Source organism: Acetobacter cibinongensis, assembly GCF_000963925.1.
Lineage (GTDB): Bacteria > Pseudomonadota > Alphaproteobacteria > Acetobacterales > Acetobacteraceae > Acetobacter > Acetobacter cibinongensis.
The window spans coordinates 23,655-41,539 of record NZ_BAMV01000001.1 but is presented as its reverse complement, the minus strand read 5'-3'; the positions used below and the strand labels follow the sequence as shown (position 1 = coordinate 41,539).

The window sequence follows — 17,885 nt, the reverse complement described above, 5'->3', positions numbered from 1 at the left end:
TCTTGGAGCCGCTATCTGGCAGGAAATAGGGGAGACGCAGGCGGCCCGAATCTGCTTTTTTCACGGAGTGTAGTATGGCCCAAGTGACAGGGATTCCGGTATTGCGCAACGGCTGCCTGGATTTGAGCATAGAGTATCAAAAAGGACACGCATGACATCTTCCACGACCGTGACGGTGCCAGATGACGAACTGCACCAGTATGCTGGGCATCCTGTCAGGTTTCTGCTCCGTTATATGCGGCATCGCGCTTTTGCGCATGTCATGGTGTTTGGCGCGGTGGGGATGGCCATTGCGTGCTCGGTCCTGTCTTCTTACGGCATCCGACATCTTGTGGACATCATGACGGCTTCTGGTACGGGCGGGCCTGGCCGGAGTGTCTGGCAGGCCGTCGGGTTGTTGATCGGCCTGATTATTGCCGACAATATTTCCTGGCGTGTTGCCGGTTGGTTTGCCTCTGGCACGTTTGTGGCGGTAACGGGGGATATTCGGCAGGATTTGTTCCGTTTTCTGACAGGTCATTCTCCAGCCTATTTTGCAGACCGGATGCCAACATCCCTTGCTGTACGCATTGCCACGGCAGGTAATGTCAGTTTTGTTATGGAAAACATGCTGGCATGGAACGTGCTGCCGCCCGCGCTGAATGTGTTGCTGTCCGTTATACTGATGCTCTCGGTCAGTGGCACTATGGGATGCGTTACCGTCGTGACGGCTCTTGGCCTGTGTTTTCTCATGTTCAAACTGGCCGTCAGGGGCCGCAGGCTGCACGGCCTTTACGCTGAGGCTGCTGCCGGGCTTGAAGGTGAAACACTGGACGTTATGGGTAACATTGCTCTGGTGCGCGCTTTTGGGATGCGCGGCCGGGAGCGCATGCGCTTTAATACGCTTGCCCAGCATGAAATGGGGCAGAGGCTGAAATCTCTGCGCTATATGGAGCGCTTGCGTATGGTGCATGCGGCCATGACCGCTGTGCTGACTACCGGTTTGTTACTATGGGCGGTGCTCCTGTGGCAGTGGGGGCAGGCAACCGTAGGGCAGGTTGTTATGGTCATCACGCTGGGTTTTGCCATCCTGCATGGCACGCGTGACCTTGCGATGTCTTTGGTGGAAACAATCCAGCATAATGCCCGCCTGTCAGAGGTGCTGTCAGCACTTCTTATCCCGCACGATATGCCAGATGCGGCCGATGCTACTGTGATGGCTGGGCCTGTTAAAGGGGATGTCGATTTTCGGGATGTCAGTTTTTCCTATCCCAATGGCTCTGCGGTTCTGAACGATTTTAACCTGCACATTACGCCCGGCACTCGTGTTGGCTTGGTTGGCCGCTCTGGCTCCGGCAAAAGTACGGTACTGGCATTGCTACAGCGTTTGCGGTTTGTGAATGGCGGTAAAATTCTGATTGATGGTCAGGATATTCGTGGTCTGACAGATGATGCATTGCGTAGCTGCCTGTCCATAGTGCCGCAGGATGTGTCTCTTCTGCACAGAAGTGTGCTGGAAAACATCCGTTATGGCCGCCCGGACGCAACGGATACAGAAGTGCAGTCCGCAGCGCAGGCAGCGGGGTGCCGAGATTTTATTGAGGCCATGTCAGAAGGATTCAACACCATTGTGGGGGATAGGGGGGTCAAACTCTCCGGTGGTCAGCGGCAAAGAATTGCTATTGCCCGTGCCTTCCTGCGCAATGCTCCCATCCTTATCCTTGATGAAGCTACCAGCGCTCTGGATACAGAGAGTGAAGAGCATGTTCAGCAGGCGCTAGACCGCCTCATGATCGGGCGAACAGTGATTGCGGTTGCACACCGGCTTTCAACATTGCGGAATTTTGATAGAATTGTCGTGATGCAGGACGGCAAAATTGTGGAGGATGGCCCTCCCGGTGTGCTGGAGCAGCAAGACGGCCCGTATAACTACTTTTTGAGTAAGCAGGTAACCCACGCATGACCATGCAGGATGCAGCCCTTTCTTCCCACGCAGACCGTCCATCAGGGCGGGGGGCTCTTGCGGCCTATGCGTACCAGCAGATCAGGGACCGGCTGATCCATAGCCAGTACCGCGGCGGGGAGCGGCTTGTGTTGCGGCCACTGGCAACATCCCTCAATCTTAGCCCAACGCCTGTGCGAGAGGCGCTGCTGCGGCTCGTATCAGAGCAGGCGTTGGAACTGGATGAGCGAAACACGGCGCGGGTGCCCGCAATTTCGCGCGCCATTTTTCTGGAAATTCACGCCTTGCGGGCAGATATTGAAGAACGTCTGGCCCGCGATGTAGCAGAGCACGCAACCGTGGAGCAGATAGAAGTTCTGAAAGAACGACATGACGCGTTTATTCAGGCGTATCAGGCAGAGGATTCACACGGGACGGCTGTCGCGAATGCCGCGTTTCATAATGCGGTGGCAGATTTTTCCAATCTTAGCCTGACCGCTGGTATTGTGCATGGGCTCTGGACACGTATTGGCCCGATTTACGCCGTGGCAAATGGTCTGCCGGACATCAGCCCGGCAGATGCACACCACCCTCATTTACAGCTTATTGAAGCGTTTAGTCAGCATAACCCGGATGCTGCGGGGGAAGCGATGCGCAAGGACTTTGCACAGGCTCAGTCTTGGTTGGAGCCATTCCTGCCGTAATGGGATGAGATAAAAGCCCAACAAAAAAAGCCTGACACATAATCTGTGCAGGCTTTTTTTTGATATTATGCGCTGGGTAGCGTTGTGGCGTTATGCCTTGGATGCTTCCGGAGCTTTGGCCGCCTTGCTTTTTGCATCGGTCAGGCCGGGGACTTCCACATCAATCTCAAGCGTGGAGCAATGGGCTCCACGATCAAGCTTGATCTGAACCTTGTCCTTATCAACTGCCACGTGGCGTTGAATAACTTCCATAATCTCACGGTGAAGCTGACCCAAGAGGTCATCCTTGCCATCGCCCACGGAAATACGTTCATGGGCAAGCAGGATCTGCAACCGATCACGCGCTACGGGTGCTGAGGAACGTTTTTTAAAAAAACTGGAGAGAAAGGAGCTCATGCAACTCTCCTTTTAAAGAGCCAGTCGAGCAGGCCCTTGCGTTCTGTAGGAATAGTCACTTCCAGCTTTTCGCCATTTAGGCGGCGTGCGGCATCCGTATAGGCGCGGGCAGGCGGGCTGTCAGGTTCGGCAATGGTTACCGGCGCACCAACGTTTGAAGCGCGCAGTACATCACCACTTTCAGGGATAATACCGAGAAGCGGGATGGAGAGAATATCCAGCACGTCATCGGTGCCCAGCATGTCACCGCGGGCAGCGCGCTGCGGGTCATAGCGGGTAATAAGCAGGTGCTTATCTATCTTGTCGCCTTTTTTGGCGTGCGCTGTCGTGCTGTCCAGCATGCCAATAATGCGGTCGCTATCACGTACGGAGGACACTTCCGGGTTGGTGACAATGACGGCCACATCAGCGTGGTACATTGCCATCTGGGCGCCGCGTTCAATGCCAGCAGGGCTATCGCATATGACCCAGTCGAACTTTGAGCGGAGTTCGTTGATAACTTTTTCAACGCCTTCAGATGTCAGGGCATCCTTGTCCCGTGTCTGAGAGGCAGGGAGGAGTGACAGATTTTCAACGCGTTTGTCTTTAATCAGGGCCTGCGCAAGGTTGGCGTCCCCCTGAATGACGTTGATCAGGTCAAACACAACCCGGCGCTCTGCACCCATGACCAGATCAAGGTTACGCAAACCAACGTCAAAATCGACCAGAACAACTTTTTGGCCTGCTTTGGCAAGCGCGGCCCCCAGGGCGGCGGTTGTTGTCGTTTTGCCGACCCCACCTTTTCCTGACGTGACGACCAGAACCTTTGACATTGGTCTTTTTTCCTCTTTGTCTTACGCGGCAAGTGCCATCATCAGGATATGACGGCCATGTTAAGGCTAGGATACAATCTACTGCTAAAAAGGGAACGGAGAATATGGCATAAAATCTTAATAGTTTCAGGTAACGTGTTTGTTGTTATGTAACTGACCGAAAAACGATGGTTTCACCGTCAAGCAGTACCTGTGCCGGTTTGCCATTATGCTCTGCTCCCATTTCTTCCGCTGTCGCATAAAACCCATCAATAGCCACCAATTCGGCAGCAAGATGGCGGGTGAAGATACGCGCATTTGCATTGCCACCAATACCGGCAATGGCGCGCCCCCGCAGAGCACCATAAATATGGATGGACCCGCCAGCAGAAACCTCCGCCCCGGAGGAGACAGAACCTAGAATGATGACATCCCCATCAGGCCAGACAATATGCTGGCCAGAGCGTACTGGTTCTTCAATCAGCAGGCTTGTGGGAGGGGGGGGAGGAATGTTTTCTTCTGGAACGTCCATCTCCCCGGAGGCGCGGCCGCCCACAAAACTCTCGGGCCAGTCCCATTCTGCAACAGCAGGCCAGTCTCTATCGCCATTTTCTATGCCGATAATGCGGACACCGCGTTCTTCCAGAGCCGTTTTCAGATACGGCAGATTAGGCGTGTCTGCGGTGACACGGCTCAGATCAAGAATAATAGGCTTGCCTGAAAAAAAGCCTGCAGAACGTGCCAGTTGCGCATCAAGCGCTTCTAACCAATTCACCAAAGGCGCTTCTGGCGTAAGAGTAAGGGCCAGAAAAGACCGGCCAGACAATCGGATACGGGGAAGAGAGGACGTGCCGGACAAAGGGTGTGGTCTCGCTGGATAAGGTCGGGTCAATACAGCCTAGTGGTATAGGCCAGCCCGCTCTCTGTCGAGTATCCGGGGCTGCGCACCGAGAGTTTAAGCATAATTGATGGTGCTTTATGTCATTTAACCTCTGGCAAGAGCGGAGACAATGTCATAAATCTGTTGCATGCGTACCCTCTTTCATCATCCCATTTCGCCCTATTGCCGCAAGGTGCGCCTTGTACTGGGTGAAAAACGCCTGCCGTTTGAAGCCGTTGTCGAACGCGTGTGGGAAGAACGTCCCGAGTTTCTGGCTCTTAATCCCGCAGGGGAAGTACCTGTGCTGGTTGAGGATAACGGGCTGATTGTCCCTGACTCGCACGTGATCTGCGAATATCTGGAAGAAGCGTATTCGGATACCCCACTACTTGGCCGGACCTTGGCCGAGCGTGTGGAGGTGCGGCGGCTTGTGGCATGGTTTGATGGCCATTTTGCCAACGAAGTGACAAACCGCTTCATTACAGAGCGCGTGCTTAAGCGCCTGAGTGGCCGTGGCAACCCGGATGGCACCGTGCTGCGTGAAGGCTATGCCGCCATGAAGCCAAACCTGAAATATATGAACAGTCTGGCTGAAAACAGGAACTGGCTGGCTGGCAACTTCCTGTCCATGGCAGACTTTGCCGCAGCGGCGCATTTGTCCTGCCTTGATTTTATTGGTGATATTGACTGGTCGCGCGCACCTGCTGTGCGGGACTGGTATGCCCGCATGAAGTCTCGCCCATGCTTCCGGCCTCTTTTGGCAGACCGCGTCTCTGGCATTACACCGCCGGACTATTACGCCAACCTCGATTTCTGAAGAAAGTAACGCTCTCTTGGTAGATATGCATGGCGTGGGTGTACGCACGCCAGACGTGCTGATTATTGGTGCCGGGGCTGCAGGCCTTATGGCCGCCTTTACTGCCGCCCAAAAAGGTAAGCAGGTTATAGTTATTGATCACTCACCGGAAATTGGGCGCAAGATCCTTATTTCTGGCGGGGGACGCTGTAATTTTACCAATAGGGACATCAAGCCTGAGCGCTTTATTTCTCAGAACAAGCATTTTGCCCGTTCAGCCCTGAGCCGCTACAAACCGGCAGATTTTCTGTCATTGGTTGAAAAACACCGTATCCCGTGGCATGAAAAAAAGCTTGGGCAGCTTTTTTGCGATAATTCTGCGCAAGATATTCTGTCCGTGCTGTTGGCTGAATGTTCCGCTGCTGGTGTGCGTTTGTTCACGGATGTACGGGTCAGGGAGATCAGCCGCTCAGATAAGTTCCGGGTGGAAACGTCACGCGGCACGTTTTTAAGTCCTGCGCTGGTGCTCGCTACAGGCGGCCTGTCCATACCTAAAATTGGCGCAACGGGCTTTGCTTACGATGTTGCAAAGCACTTTGGCTTGCCAATAGTGACGCCCGAACCCGCTCTGGTGCCATTTGTTTTTGGTGGGATGGATCAGGGGTGGATGCACGAACTGGCTGGTGTCTCCCTTCCTGTAAAAGCCTCCTGCGGAAAGATGGCGTTTGAGGAAGCGTTGCTGTTTACGCACCGTGGGCTATCCGGCCCGGCGCTTTTGCAAATTTCGTCCTACTGGCATGCGGGAGAGCCAATCAGGCTGGACCTTCTGCCAGGGCAGAACGCAGAGCAACTGGTAGGCGGATTGAAAGCGACCAAGGGTAAAATGCGCGGCCCGGCAGCGCTTGGGCGTTGGTTGCCGCAACGCCTTGCGCAGGAGATGGCCCGCCAACACGTGCCTGACCGGCCCGTGGTTGAGTGGCCGGACAAAACTATTCGTGCGCTGGCGGCATCTCTGCATCGTCTCGATATTTACCCGACCGGTACGGAAGGTTTTGCCAAGGCAGAGGTTACGCGTGGTGGGGTTGATACACGCGCCCTTTCTTCCAAAACCATGCAGGCAGAAAGCGTTCCGGGACTTTATATTATTGGGGAAGCCGTGGACGTTACGGGTTGGCTGGGTGGTTATAATTTCCACTGGGCATGGGCAAGTGGCCATGCTGCTGGCACGGCCATTGCTGAAGGGTAATCGTTAGTCTTCTTTTTTACTTTCTGCCGCAAGCTCAAGCGCCCGCGCGTAGACTGTACGGCGTGGCAGGCCTGCGGCTGTTGCCGCTACGGATGCCGCATCTTTAACGGAGTGAGTTTCCAGCAGGGTGCGCAACGTTGTGTCCAGATCATCCTGACTGGTCTCCGTCTCCTCCGCTGGGCCAAGAAGAAGTGTAATTTCTCCGCGCGGCGGGTTTTCGGCGTAAAATGCAGCAAGCTCTGCAACGCTTGCCCGTTTGACTTCCTCAAAACGCTTTGTCAGCTCCCGCGCAACGGCGGCGGGGCGGGTGGACCCAAAAATTTCCGCCATATCAGCCAGCGTTTCTGCCAACCGGTGTGGAGCCTCATGCCATATTAACGTTGCTGAAAGCCCAGCCCGCTCAGCAGCATGAAGTTTGGCAAAGCCTTCCTTGCGTGCAGCAGAACGCGGAGGGGGAAAACCGACAAACATGAAGGGGTGCGGGGGCAGGCCAGACAGAACCAGCGCAGTCAGTGCCGCGTTGGGGCCGGGAATAACGGTAAGTGACACACCTGCATCAATGGCAGCACGCACCAGCCTGTAGCCGGGGTCCGAGAGCAGAGGCATGCCTGCGTCAGACACAAGGGCAATATTAGTGCCGTTTTGCAGTCGCTCAATCAGGGCGGGCACACGTTGGCGTTCGTTATGTTCGTGCAGGGCTTCCGTGCGCACGGAAATTCCGTTTTCAATCAACAGCCGTGCTGTGGTGCGGGTATCTTCGCACAAAACAACGTCTGCGGCTGCAAGGGCTTGCACGGCGCGCGGGCTGAAATCGCCCAGATTACCAATTGGTGTGGCAACAAGTGTCAGGCTGAAGGCACGGGGGGCATGACTTGGGCTGCGTCCTTCGCTATGGATAGCAGGGTCCCGGTCGCATTGTGCATCAGACCGGTTGTTTTCGGAGGACGAACTGGATGATGACACGCGCCTATTCTTTCCTGTCAGAGGTTGGCTTGACCAAGCCGCCGTATGGTGGTCTGGCGGCAAACGGCTTAACACGCAAGAGCGGAATGGCTGTACTGGGTACAATGGGCCTGCTGCTTGCCGGATGTGCTGACCACTCTGGCCCTGCCGGCTCCAGTGCCGAGCCAGCAAAAGTAAGCCATAAGGTTGGTGTGCTTCTGCCGCTGACAGGCCCTAATGCGGGACTAGGGCGCGAACTGCTTTCTGGCGCACAATTGGCGCTGGGAGATGCGCCTGCTCAATCTACAGTGACGTCTGGCCCAACGGCGGCGGTCCTGCCTGCACAAATGGATGTGCATGATACCGCCGGGCCAGGGGGTGCGTCTGCAGCCGCTGCGGCAGCCATTGCGGCAGGTGACGGTATTTTGCTTGGCCCCTTAACGGCAGGGGATACCGCAGCAGCAGCCCCAGCAGCCATAAGTGCCAACGTACCCGTTCTGGCGTTTACCAGTGATATCACGCAGGCCAAACCCGGCGTTTGGGTTATGGGCATTACGCCTGAAGATCAGGTGCAGCGCCTGGTGGCTCTGGCCCACAAAACAGGCCGGAGCCGTTTTGCGGCTCTGCTTCCGGATAATCCTCTTGGTCATGCGCTGGGCAACGGGTTACGCGCTGCCTGCCAAGAACAGGGGCTTATTGCGCCAACGGTTATTTACCACACGGGCACCGAGACGAATATCACAGCTATGATGCGCCAGTTAGCGGCGTATGATAGCCGTCTGGCTGACGCAAAAGCCACAACCGATGCTGCAAAGCCTGATACAGACGCGGCCTCCGACAAGGCGTTACCATCCGACCTTGCCGCAGCGCTTAATTCCAACGGTGCAGATGCAGCTTCAGCACCAAAGCTGGGCGCACCGCCATTTGATGCGCTGTTGCTGGGTGACACCGGGTTGGCTTTGAAAAATGTTATATCTGCCTTGAATGACTCCCAAGTCACGTCGGATAAGGTTCGTATTCTTGGCCCAGGCCTATGGGCTGCGTTTGCGACCAAGCTTGGTGCACTGAAGGGCGCTTGGTATGCTGCGCCAGACCCGTCTTCCCGGCAGACATTCGCGACCCAGTTTATGGCGCGTAACCACCACATGCCACGCCCATTGGCCGATTTGTCTTACGATGCCGCCATGGTTGCAAAAACCACAGCGCAAATTGCTCCCTCCGGTTATCCTGTGGACGTGTTGACCCGCCCAGAAGGATTTGCCGGGGTGGACGGGCACTTTACCTTGCAGCCCGATGGGCAGGCACGGCGTGCACTGGGTGTGTTTGAGGTTATTGGCGGTGGAAATAGCGCCAAGCTGATTGCGACCTCCTCATCTCAAGTTGCTGGATGAGGGACAGTGTTTTTAGGGTGCGCATGAAATCGCACCCTAAACGTAAATAATCTTTTTTAGATCAAAGTATGCTGTGTATTTCTAAAAATAAACGAAATAAGCAGCATGCTTGAAGAAAGGCATCTTACCATAAAGCAGTAAGATGCCTTACATGTCTTAGTTATTCAGCGCACTACAAGTAGATGCAACCGGTTTACCTGCCATGACGGCTACGGTGAATGTTGCAGAATCAGGCAAAGAGGCATTGACGGTCTGGCTATGGTCCAGCCCTTTGTAAACATGAGCCTGCACGTTTGAACCCGCTGTACAAGCAGCTTTTACAAGTGCAAATTGAAGGGCAGGCGGAACATCCCTGTCTTCAGACCCTGTGCCGACAAACAGAGGTTGAGCCAGTTTAAGGGTGGGATACCGCATATCCGCAATAGCGGGTGCCATCAGTTTGCTGAATTCGGGCTTGATGGCATTCTGAAAATTCAGCCCCTCATTTCTCACCTGGTCTGTCAGCTGGCTGACGCAGCTTTGTGCCGCTGCGTGATAAGCAGGCATGGCTTTAGCTGTAAACGCATCCTTCGGCGAGAAGGCGGCGTCATGCGCGGCAAGCCCGTTGGCAAGATACAGTGCATACACAATAAGCGGGTTAAAGCCGGTTTCCACCTTGCCATCGGCAGGTGGCTTCAGAAGTGCCGCCATCAAGGCAGGGTCCAGATAGGGAACGCCAGTTGCAACAGTGCCACGGATATCAATATCTGGGGCATATTCTGGCGCGAACGATGCTGACGCGACTGCGGCCCCACCGCCTTGAGACTGCCCGACGATCATGACTTTATTTTTGAGCGGGTAGGAGGAAAGGGCCGCCCGTACGCCATCCAGCACGCTGTAGGCTTCCACGCGCGTATTGAGGTAAGGATGTACGCCTGATGTGCCCAACCCCTGATAGTCTGTGGCTACAATGGCAAAACCACGCTTCATCCAGGCTGAAAGATAAATACGGTTACGCTCTGTATAAGGAGCTAGAGAGGGGGCGCACTGGCTGTTAACTCCCACGGTCCCATGGGCCCACGCCACAATTGGCCAACCGCCTTTTGGTGCTTTTCCTTTGGGTAAAATCACTTCTTCAGTCACCGGAACCAACCCTTTCTGGGTCAGGCCGTCTGTTGAAAGATAGGTGACACGGTAGGCCGCGCCTGCATCTGGCAGGCTAAAAGCAGGTGAGAGTGGTTCAGCACTCACCACATGTCCCGCTGTTTGGCTGGCTGGCGCTGGGTTAGCATGGGCTAACGCTGTTGTGGCCAACAGGGCGATACCAGCGGCACAGTGACGTGTGATTTTTTTGAGTGAAAAAGAATGCATGCAGATGGTCTCATTTATTCAGGCTTTGTGTCGCGCGTGAAAGCCAACGGAAAGCCAAGTTGCTGAGAGAGAGTTCTAAAAACAAGTAAACCGTATTGGAAATGGTTTTGGGTGTCAAACAGGCATAGTGCCACATAGTAAAAAGTAATTTTTGAAATTGAATGAAGGTTTTGTGAAAAACTGATTTATGCCGCCTTATGCAGGGGGTATATGTTCCGGTGACAGAACCTTTACAGCCCCCCGAATGTTGCCCGCAGCCATACTGCCCGCAAGAAGTGCTGTCTCATCAATATCAAGCAATGGGTTGCGCGCCATATAAAGCAGGGATTCCAGACCCATGGTGAGTGTGGAGGCAGCAATAAAGGTCATGCGGTCGGGAGAAATTGTAGCAACGGGGATGAGCCGTAACAGGTGCTGTTTGAGATTATCCAGCATGTCCCGCGTTTCTTTCATGGTAAACAGGCGGGCACGAATATGATGCTGGTTCAGCTCAAAAAAGCTGGGTGCACCGTTTATGCTTAAAAGTTCACGCAATACTGCCCCATGACTTTTGGTCAGCATGGTTTCAAGGTCATCAGCTTCTGTGCGTGTTTGCAGAACGGTTTGTTTGACGCGTTCTGTCACGCGCACCAGAAGAATATCGAAAATCCGTTCTTTCGTTTTATAGTAATTATAGAAGCTACCGGGTGACACATTGCTAAGAGACACAATGTCCCGCACCGTCGCCGCATCCAACCCCAAAGAAGAGAAAATCTTCCAGGCGGCACTTTCAAAAGCTTCTTCTTTGAAAGACCGTGTCATCTCTCGTTTTTTTGACGCCCGATAAGCCTTGCGTTTTGGGGGAGTGGTGTTGGAAGAGGAGGGTTGGGGCATGCTCAATGGCTTCTGTGCTCCTTTGTTGCCCGCGTAACGATGGTGCGGGCAGAAAAGGGGAAAGGGGAAGTATTTTCTAATACGAATTATGTCATAACGCTACGCGATAAGCCCTTAAAAAATTTATCTCTTCTGTTCTGCGGCAGGCGGGGCGGATGTGCCAGGCATTGCATCGGCATTCCAGCCTCCGCCAAGCGCACGGGCCAGTTGCACGGTTGCCAGAGCGCGTTGTGTCCGGGCGCTGGCCAGATCATCCTGCGCGGCAATTTTCTTCATACGGGTGGTAAGAACATCCTGCATGGTAAAACGCCCACCTTCATAAAGCCCTGTTGCCTGAGATGTAGCTTTGGCTAGGGCAGCAACCTGTGCGGTCAGATGCGTCGTATTCTGGTCCGCACTGAAGCGATTTTCATAAGCGTCTTCAATTTCACTTAAAGCGGTGAGAACGGCCTTGTCATAGCCTGCCACGGCCTGATCCAGTTGGGCATCTGCGGCGTTGATCTGCGCATGGATGCGTCCTGCTGTAAAAAGCGGAAGGTAAGCATTCACGGCCATCAACCCGCCTGAACCAGAAACACCGGGCAGGCCATCAAAACGAAGGCGACCGTCTCCGCCAAAAAACTCCAGCCCAAAGCGCGGCAGCAGGTCTGTCTTGGCGCTGATCAGGCGTTGGAAGTTGGCTTCCAGAATATTCTTTTGCAACCGGATATCTGGTCGCCGCTCCAGCACGGTTGACGGCAGGGCGGCGGTAGGTACGGCAGGCACAGTGTATGGAAAGCCTACAGAGAGCGGCAGTTCAGGGGCCTGCTCCGGCGGGACACCTGCCAGAATAGCAATACGGTGACGGCATGCATCCAGATAAGCGTGCAGCAGAGGTTGCTGCGCCTGCATACTGTCTATTTGCGCCTGAATGGTCTGAATATCAGCCTGAGTTGTCTGACCTGCGTTGAAGCGGGCGGAAGCATAGTGCTTGAGGCTTTGCAGTGTCGTGATTGACTGGTCCAGCAAGGTAAGCCGTTGCTGAAGCCCTCGGGCAGTGAGGTAATTGGCAGCAACATCGGCGGCAATGGCCATATGTGTGCCGTGCAAAATCTCTTCTGTTGCCAAAGACATGTGTTGGGCGGCACGTTTGGTGGCCGTCTTGCCACCCCAGATGTCAGGCTCCCATGCCATGGTCAGGCCTGCAATATGACCATCTGTTGCGGGGTCCTGAATATCGGGTGCAGCCATTTTCAGCAGGGGTGGTACGGGGTGACGCCAGTCCATGCCGCCGCCCATCATGGACCCCATGACACCCACTGTCGGGTAAAGGGCAGACTTCGCTTCCTTTGTATAAGCCCGGGACTCCCGCACACGTGCCTGAGCACTCTTTATGTCGGGGTTGGCGGCCAGTGCCTGCTCAATAAGGTGGGACAGCAGAGGGTCCTGCCACGCAGTCCACCATTTTGTCAGGTCCGTATCAGGAGTTGTTGCTGGAAGAGCCGCAAAATGGCTGGGAACCGTCACGTTTGATGTTGGATGCTGTGTTTTGAAAGGGGAGCAGGCCGCAAGGCTGGCACATACAAGGCTGGACAGCAGCAGGCGGGCGGAATGCACGGGAAAAGAAGGCATCGGCGTTCAGTCCTGACGGGCAAGCATGGAGCGGAAACGAGTAAGCGCCATGGCAAGAAAAAGAGTGGAAGACAAAATAATGGCCAGCAGGGAGGGCCAAATGCTCTCAAGCCCCGCACCGCGATAGAGAATGGACTGCGCAATTTTTACGAACTGCGTGGTCGGGAAAAACCGGACAAGAGACTGGATAAGGTCCGGCATGCTCTCAACCGGGGTTGCTGCGCCAGACAGCAGGTAGGCGACGGCATAGACCGGCACGACCAGAAGCCCGAACTGCGGCATACTGGGGGCAATGGTTGCCAGCATCATGCCAAGGGACGTGACGGAAAACAGATACAGCACCAGACAGCCCGCAAAAAGTAGTTGCGACCCGGCGATAGGCACGCCCAGCCAGAGATGGACGGTGAGCCACAGTGACAGCAGGCTGGCGATGAAAATAACCGCTCCGTTGGCCAGAATTTTACCAATGGCAATCTGGCTGGCAGAAACAGGCAACACCAGCAAATGTTCCATTGTTCCATGCTCGCGTTCACGAATAACCGCAGCTCCGACCAGCACAATTGAAAGAACAGTCGCGTTGGTGACAACCTGCATAACGGAGGTAAACCAGGCTGACTCACTGTTGGGATTGAAGCGGATGCGGCTGTCGATTTCAAACGGCATCAGGCTGGTCATGGAGGGTAAATGAAGTTGAGCCTGGACCTCTGCCAGAAAAATCTGCTGGAGGTACACCGCGCCAAGCCCGGCCTGTGTCATGGCTGTGGCATCAATCAGTTCCTGCACGTCCGGGGTGCGTCCTGCCAGCACGTCCGCTTCAAAACGGGGCGGGATATCGACAACAAAATTGAATGTCCCATCGTCCATACCGGTGCTGGCATGGGCGCGGTCTGTCAGGGTTGGTGGCTTGAAGTAAGGCGGTAGAACCGCAGACCGCAAGTGGCGGGAGAGCGCAGAATGGTCTTCATCAATAAACGCCACGGTTGCGTTTGAGACATCAATTTTCACGCCATGCGCCACTTCAATGATCGCCGCGGAAAAGGAAAACACGATCAGCCCAAGCAGCACGAAGTCGCCCATAAGGCTGTGAAATTCCTTGCGGCACAGTAGGCTGACATTCATAAACCAGCGCAGCATTACGTATCCTGTTTTTTAAGGAAAAGGCGGGCTCCCGTCATGTAGAGAGCCGCAAAGCCAATAAGCGCTGCATACATGCGCCAGAAGGCATTCAGCTCCAGACCCTTTGTAAAACACCCAAGACTGATAAGCTGGAACCATGATGCCGGAAAAAACTGGCTGATCAGGTACGTAACGCCAGACAGGGTAGAGACCGGATACAATAACCCGGAAAAATTGGCGGAGAGGATCAGGCAACTGATAGCCGTGCCAAAAATGGCCGCCACCTGAGAGCTGACGAACGTGGAAATCAGCAGCCCAAACCCTGTGCAGGCAAAAATATACAGCGTGGCCCCAATAGTCAGCGCAATAAACGAGCCTTTGAGAGGAACGCCAAGCAATGTGGTGGAAAGCAGGACAAGTACCAGATACGCCAGCACGGCAAGACCAACATAAGGCAGTTGCTTACCTATGAGATATTGCCCGGAACTGGCCGGGGAGGCGTACAGGTTCATGATGGAGCCAATTTCTTTCTCACGCACCACGCCAAGAGCTGTCAGCATGGTGGGAACCAGAATAAGCGCCAGCATAATGGTGCCCGGTGTCATGGCGTAGATGCTGCGGAATTCCTGATTATAGACAAAGCGCGGTGTAATGCTGACGGGCATAAGGCTTGCCGAAACAGAACGTGGCAGTGTTTTCTGCATTGAGGCGGCGTAGCTGAGCAGCACCGCATCCACATAAGAACGCACATTGGCGCTCAGAAACGGCATGGAGCCATCAATCACCACCCCTAGGCCAGGATGGCGTCCTGCCGCCATGTCGCGCCCAAAATTGGCCGGAATATCCAGACCAAACGCCACTTTGCCCTGTTGAATACGGTTCTCCACGCTCTCCCGGTCTGGGGCATAGGAGACTTCGTGAAAATACCGAGACCCACGGAACTGCTCAACCAATTCACGGCTGGCATGGGTTTGGTCATGGTCCACCACAGTGTAGCGAATGGAGTTAATGTCAAACGACACACTGTAAGCGGAAATGAGCAACAGAATAGCAGGGCCTAGGATGGCAAACATCAGGCGTAGCCGGTCACGGGTAAGCTCAACACCCTCGCGGCGAGCAAAGGCCCAGCAGCGTGAAAACCAGCTTATGAAAGGAGGGATTGTTTTAGTCTCAGCATCCAGTGCTTCTGGTGGTGCAGGCGGAGCGGCTGTAACACCGGCATTGTTGCCCGCAGTTTCCAGGCACTGAATAAACGCGTCTTCCAGCGTGTGCGCACCGGCCTGCTGGGTAATCTCCTCGGGCGTGCCCATTGCCAGCACTTTGCCTTTATCCATAAGGGAAATACGGTCACAGCGTGCTGCTTCATTCATGAAGTGGGTGGAGACAAAAATGGTCACATGCTGGGCGTGGGACAGGTTGGCCAGATGTTTCCAGAACATATCCCGCGCAGCAGGGTCTACACCGGAGGTGGGTTCATCCAGAATAAGGATATCGGGGTTGTTAATGCAGGCCGCGGCAAGCTGTAGCCGCTGGCGATAGCCAAGGGGCAAACCTGTAGGCCGACTGTCCGCTTCCTCTGCCAGCCGGAAGCTTTCCAGCATGGTCGTGACACGCTGTTTGGCTTCTGCTTCCGGCATACGGAAAAGCCGGGCCTGTAGCATGAGGTTCTGGCGTACTGTCAGTTCTTCGTAGAGAGAAAAACCTTGTGACATATAGCCAATGCGCATGCGCGTTGTCATGTCACCTGCCGTGACAGGGTGCCCGAACATTTTTGCTGTGCCACTACTAATATCCAGCAACCCGGTCAGCATTTTCATGGTGGTGGACTTGCCGCACCCGTTCGAGCCAAGAAACCCGAAGATCTCGCCTCTGCGAATGCGGAAGCTCACATTATCTACGGCCTTGAAAGACCCGAATTGCCGGGTCAGATTTTCAGCATCAATGACCGGAGGGCTGCCGTCATCCTGATAAGGCGGAATGGTAAAGCCAGCAATTTCCTGCTGATCTTCCTGCGGCAGCAGGGACGTATAGGCGTCCTCCACGCTGGTCGTGTTGGTCTGGTTCTTGATAGCCTGCGTGGTGTCCGAGGCCAGAATGCGGCCGCCATTCATGGCAACAAGCCATGAAAAGCGCTCAGCCTCATCCATATAGGCGGTTGAGACAATGACGGTCATGGATGGGCGCTCAGCGCGCATCTGGTCAACAAGTGCCCAGAATTGCCTGCGGGATAAGGGGTCCACGCCGGTTGTGGGTTCATCCAGAATAAGCAGGTCCGGATTATGCACGAGGGAGCAGCATAAACTGACTTTCTGCTTCATGCCGCCAGACAGCTTGCCTGCGGGGCGGTCAGGGAAGGGTGCCAGACCTGTTGCATCCAACAAATGCGTAATACGGCTTTCGCGCGTAGCGGCATTCAGGGCAAACAGACGGCCAAAAAAATCAATATTTTCCCGAACAGAAAGCGTGGGGTATAGGTTTTTCCCCAAACCCTGCGGCATGAAGGCCAATCGAGACAGAAAAGCCTCGCGCTCGGGTTTGTTTCTGACATTGACGCCAAGAGTATGGACCTCCCCCTGCTGGAGGTGCCTCACCCCGGCAATAAGGCCCAGCAATGTGGATTTACCAACCCCGTCCGGCCCTACAAATGCAATGGTTTGCCCGGCTGGCAGGCGCAGGGAAATATCGTGCAGAACCTGCTGGCCACCATAGCTGTGGCAGACGCCTTCCAGCCGGATTTCAGAGGCATCAGCGCTCATGCTTAAATGCCATTCTGTTGTGCGGCTGTAGGCCACGCAACGTCCTGCCGTTCACGAATATAGCCGTTGCCAGTCATGCCAGCTTTCAACACGCTGCCCAGACGCTTCTGCTCCGCCGCGGTCACACGCAGTTTGACCCGGTACATCAACTGCTCACGCTCTGTCGCTGTTTCAACATATTTGGGCGTGAACTGGGCCTGCGTATCAATAAAGGACACAGTGGCGGCAACCGGCTGGTCAAGCCCGTCAAACTTGATGCGGGCTTCATCACCAGTTTTCAGGCCACTTATGGCTTTAGTCGGGAAAAACAGGGTCATGTATGGGTCAACAGGGTCCAGCATGGCGTAGACCCGGCCGCCGGGGGCAAGAACGCTGCCAGTCTCCGCCACACGATATTCGATGCGGCCTGCTAAAGGTGCATGAATGGTCATGTCATCCAGTATGGACTGAATTTGCTGCACTTGCGCTGTAGCGCCAGCTTGAGCGTGCTGGGCCTCCTGCACGGCAGCAGTTGTGGCGGCCACGGCAGATTGTGATGTTTCAACCTGTGTGCGGCGCTGCGTAACTTCCATATCGGAAATCAGGTTTTGGCGGCGCATGGTCTGGGCGTGGCGCAGTTCATCCTGTGCCAGCTTGAGGGCCGACTGTCGTGCTGCAAGTTCAGCCTCTGCGCGACGGCCCGTGCTTCCGGCCCGGTCCAGTTGTGCTTGCGCCTGCGCAAGCTGGGCCAGCACTGTGCCTGTATCTTCCTGCGCCAGCACCTGACCCGCAGCAACAGTGTCACCTTCGTGTGCTGTCAGGCTGATAATACGGCCAGGATACTTTACGGCTACATCCACCCGCGTGAACTCAAGGCGGCCATTACCGTAAATGATGCCATCAGGAATGCGGTTTGCTTCCTGCTGGTGGTGCCACGCATAAGCGCCCCCAATGAGAACAAGGGCAGAGGCGGCAATAAGCGTTATTTTAGCAGGAGCTTTCACAATAAACCTTGCGTGGCAAAAAACAGATGAGGAACGAGGGGAAGGGGTTTGACGTGAAGATCAAACTATCTATAATTTATGACGAAAACGTCAAGTTATTATTTTGGAATTTAAACCGAAATAGAGAAC

General features: G+C 54.8%; 15 protein-coding genes. 5 read left to right on the top strand and 10 right to left on the bottom strand.

What is annotated here, in order from left to right; translation table 11 throughout:
• The first annotated feature begins 151 nt into the window (after window positions 1-151).
• On the top strand, window positions 152-1,942 hold the full coding sequence (locus Abci_RS00165) for an ABC transporter ATP-binding protein (RefSeq protein WP_048837127.1): 1,791 nt from the start codon (window positions 152-154) through the stop codon (window positions 1,940-1,942).
• A complete protein-coding gene (locus Abci_RS00160) occupies window positions 1,939-2,625 on the top strand; it encodes a GntR family transcriptional regulator (RefSeq protein WP_048837126.1) in 687 nt (228 codons plus the stop codon). The genes Abci_RS00165 and Abci_RS00160 overlap by 4 nt, the downstream gene beginning before the upstream one ends.
• 90 nt (window positions 2,626-2,715) lie before the next feature.
• Here Abci_RS00160 and minE read toward each other — a convergent pair whose 3' ends face one another.
• The 3 genes from minE to minC all read right to left on the bottom strand — a co-directional run bounded on the left by minE (window position 2,716) and on the right by minC (window position 4,671).
• Entirely contained in the window at window positions 2,716-3,021 is a 306-nt protein-coding gene (minE, locus tag Abci_RS00155; RefSeq protein ID WP_048837125.1) for a cell division topological specificity factor MinE, read from the bottom strand.
• Complete coding sequence (minD, locus tag Abci_RS00150; protein ID WP_048837124.1) at window positions 3,018-3,833, bottom strand: septum site-determining protein MinD; 816 nt, start codon at window positions 3,831-3,833, stop codon at window positions 3,018-3,020. The genes minE and minD overlap by 4 nt, the downstream gene beginning before the upstream one ends.
• A gap of 145 nt (window positions 3,834-3,978) precedes the next feature.
• The gene (gene minC / locus Abci_RS00145; protein WP_048837123.1) at window positions 3,979-4,671 is read right to left on the bottom strand and encodes a septum site-determining protein MinC; all 693 of its coding nucleotides are present in this window, start codon (window positions 4,669-4,671) and stop codon (window positions 3,979-3,981) included.
• A gap of 169 nt (window positions 4,672-4,840) precedes the next feature.
• Between minC and fzlA the strand changes: the two genes are divergently transcribed.
• Together fzlA and Abci_RS00135 are read left to right on the top strand one after the other, a co-directional pair.
• Complete coding sequence (gene fzlA, locus Abci_RS00140; protein WP_048837122.1) at window positions 4,841-5,509, top strand: FtsZ-binding protein FzlA; 669 nt, start codon at window positions 4,841-4,843, stop codon at window positions 5,507-5,509.
• Between the two features lie 25 nt (window positions 5,510-5,534).
• A complete protein-coding gene (locus Abci_RS00135) occupies window positions 5,535-6,734 on the top strand; it encodes a BaiN/RdsA family NAD(P)/FAD-dependent oxidoreductase (protein WP_048837121.1) in 1,200 nt (399 codons plus the stop codon).
• Window positions 6,735-6,737: 3 nt separating this feature from the next.
• On the opposite strand, the gene rsmI is transcribed toward Abci_RS00135, so the two are convergent.
• On the bottom strand, window positions 6,738-7,697 hold the full coding sequence (rsmI, locus tag Abci_RS00130) for a 16S rRNA (cytidine(1402)-2'-O)-methyltransferase (protein ID WP_048837120.1): 960 nt from the start codon (window positions 7,695-7,697) through the stop codon (window positions 6,738-6,740).
• Between rsmI and Abci_RS00125 the strand changes: the two genes are divergently transcribed.
• Entirely contained in the window at window positions 7,691-9,067 is a 1,377-nt protein-coding gene (locus Abci_RS00125; RefSeq protein WP_048837119.1) for a penicillin-binding protein activator, read from the top strand. The two genes, rsmI and Abci_RS00125, sit on opposite strands and share 7 nt — an antisense overlap.
• Window positions 9,068-9,223: 156 nt before the next feature.
• On the opposite strand, the gene Abci_RS00120 is transcribed toward Abci_RS00125, so the two are convergent.
• The 6 genes from Abci_RS00120 to Abci_RS00095 all read right to left on the bottom strand — a co-directional run bounded on the left by Abci_RS00120 (window position 9,224) and on the right by Abci_RS00095 (window position 17,756).
• Window positions 9,224-10,417 carry a lipase family protein gene (locus Abci_RS00120; protein ID WP_048837118.1) on the bottom strand — a complete coding sequence of 398 codons (1,194 nt, stop codon included), beginning with the start codon at window positions 10,415-10,417 and terminating at the stop codon, window positions 9,224-9,226.
• A gap of 195 nt (window positions 10,418-10,612) precedes the next feature.
• Window positions 10,613-11,290: a TetR/AcrR family transcriptional regulator gene (locus Abci_RS00115; protein ID WP_048837117.1), complete on the bottom strand. Its 678-nt coding sequence runs from the start codon at window positions 11,288-11,290 to the stop codon at window positions 10,613-10,615.
• Window positions 11,291-11,413: 123 nt separating this feature from the next.
• Window positions 11,414-12,901: a TolC family protein gene (locus tag Abci_RS00110; RefSeq protein ID WP_048837116.1), complete on the bottom strand. Its 1,488-nt coding sequence runs from the start codon at window positions 12,899-12,901 to the stop codon at window positions 11,414-11,416.
• Window positions 12,902-12,907: 6 nt separating this feature from the next.
• Entirely contained in the window at window positions 12,908-14,035 is a 1,128-nt protein-coding gene (locus Abci_RS00105; RefSeq protein WP_048837115.1) for an ABC transporter permease, read from the bottom strand.
• Window positions 14,035-16,773, bottom strand: a complete 2,739-nt coding sequence (gene rbbA / locus Abci_RS00100; protein ID WP_048837114.1) for a ribosome-associated ATPase/putative transporter RbbA — start codon at window positions 16,771-16,773, stop codon at window positions 14,035-14,037. The genes Abci_RS00105 and rbbA overlap by 1 nt, the downstream gene beginning before the upstream one ends.
• A gap of 2 nt (window positions 16,774-16,775) precedes the next feature.
• Window positions 16,776-17,756 (bottom strand): HlyD family secretion protein, encoded by a 981-nt coding sequence (locus Abci_RS00095; protein ID WP_048837113.1) that lies wholly within the window; start codon window positions 17,754-17,756, stop codon window positions 16,776-16,778.
• Between the last annotated feature and the right edge of the window lie 129 nt (window positions 17,757-17,885).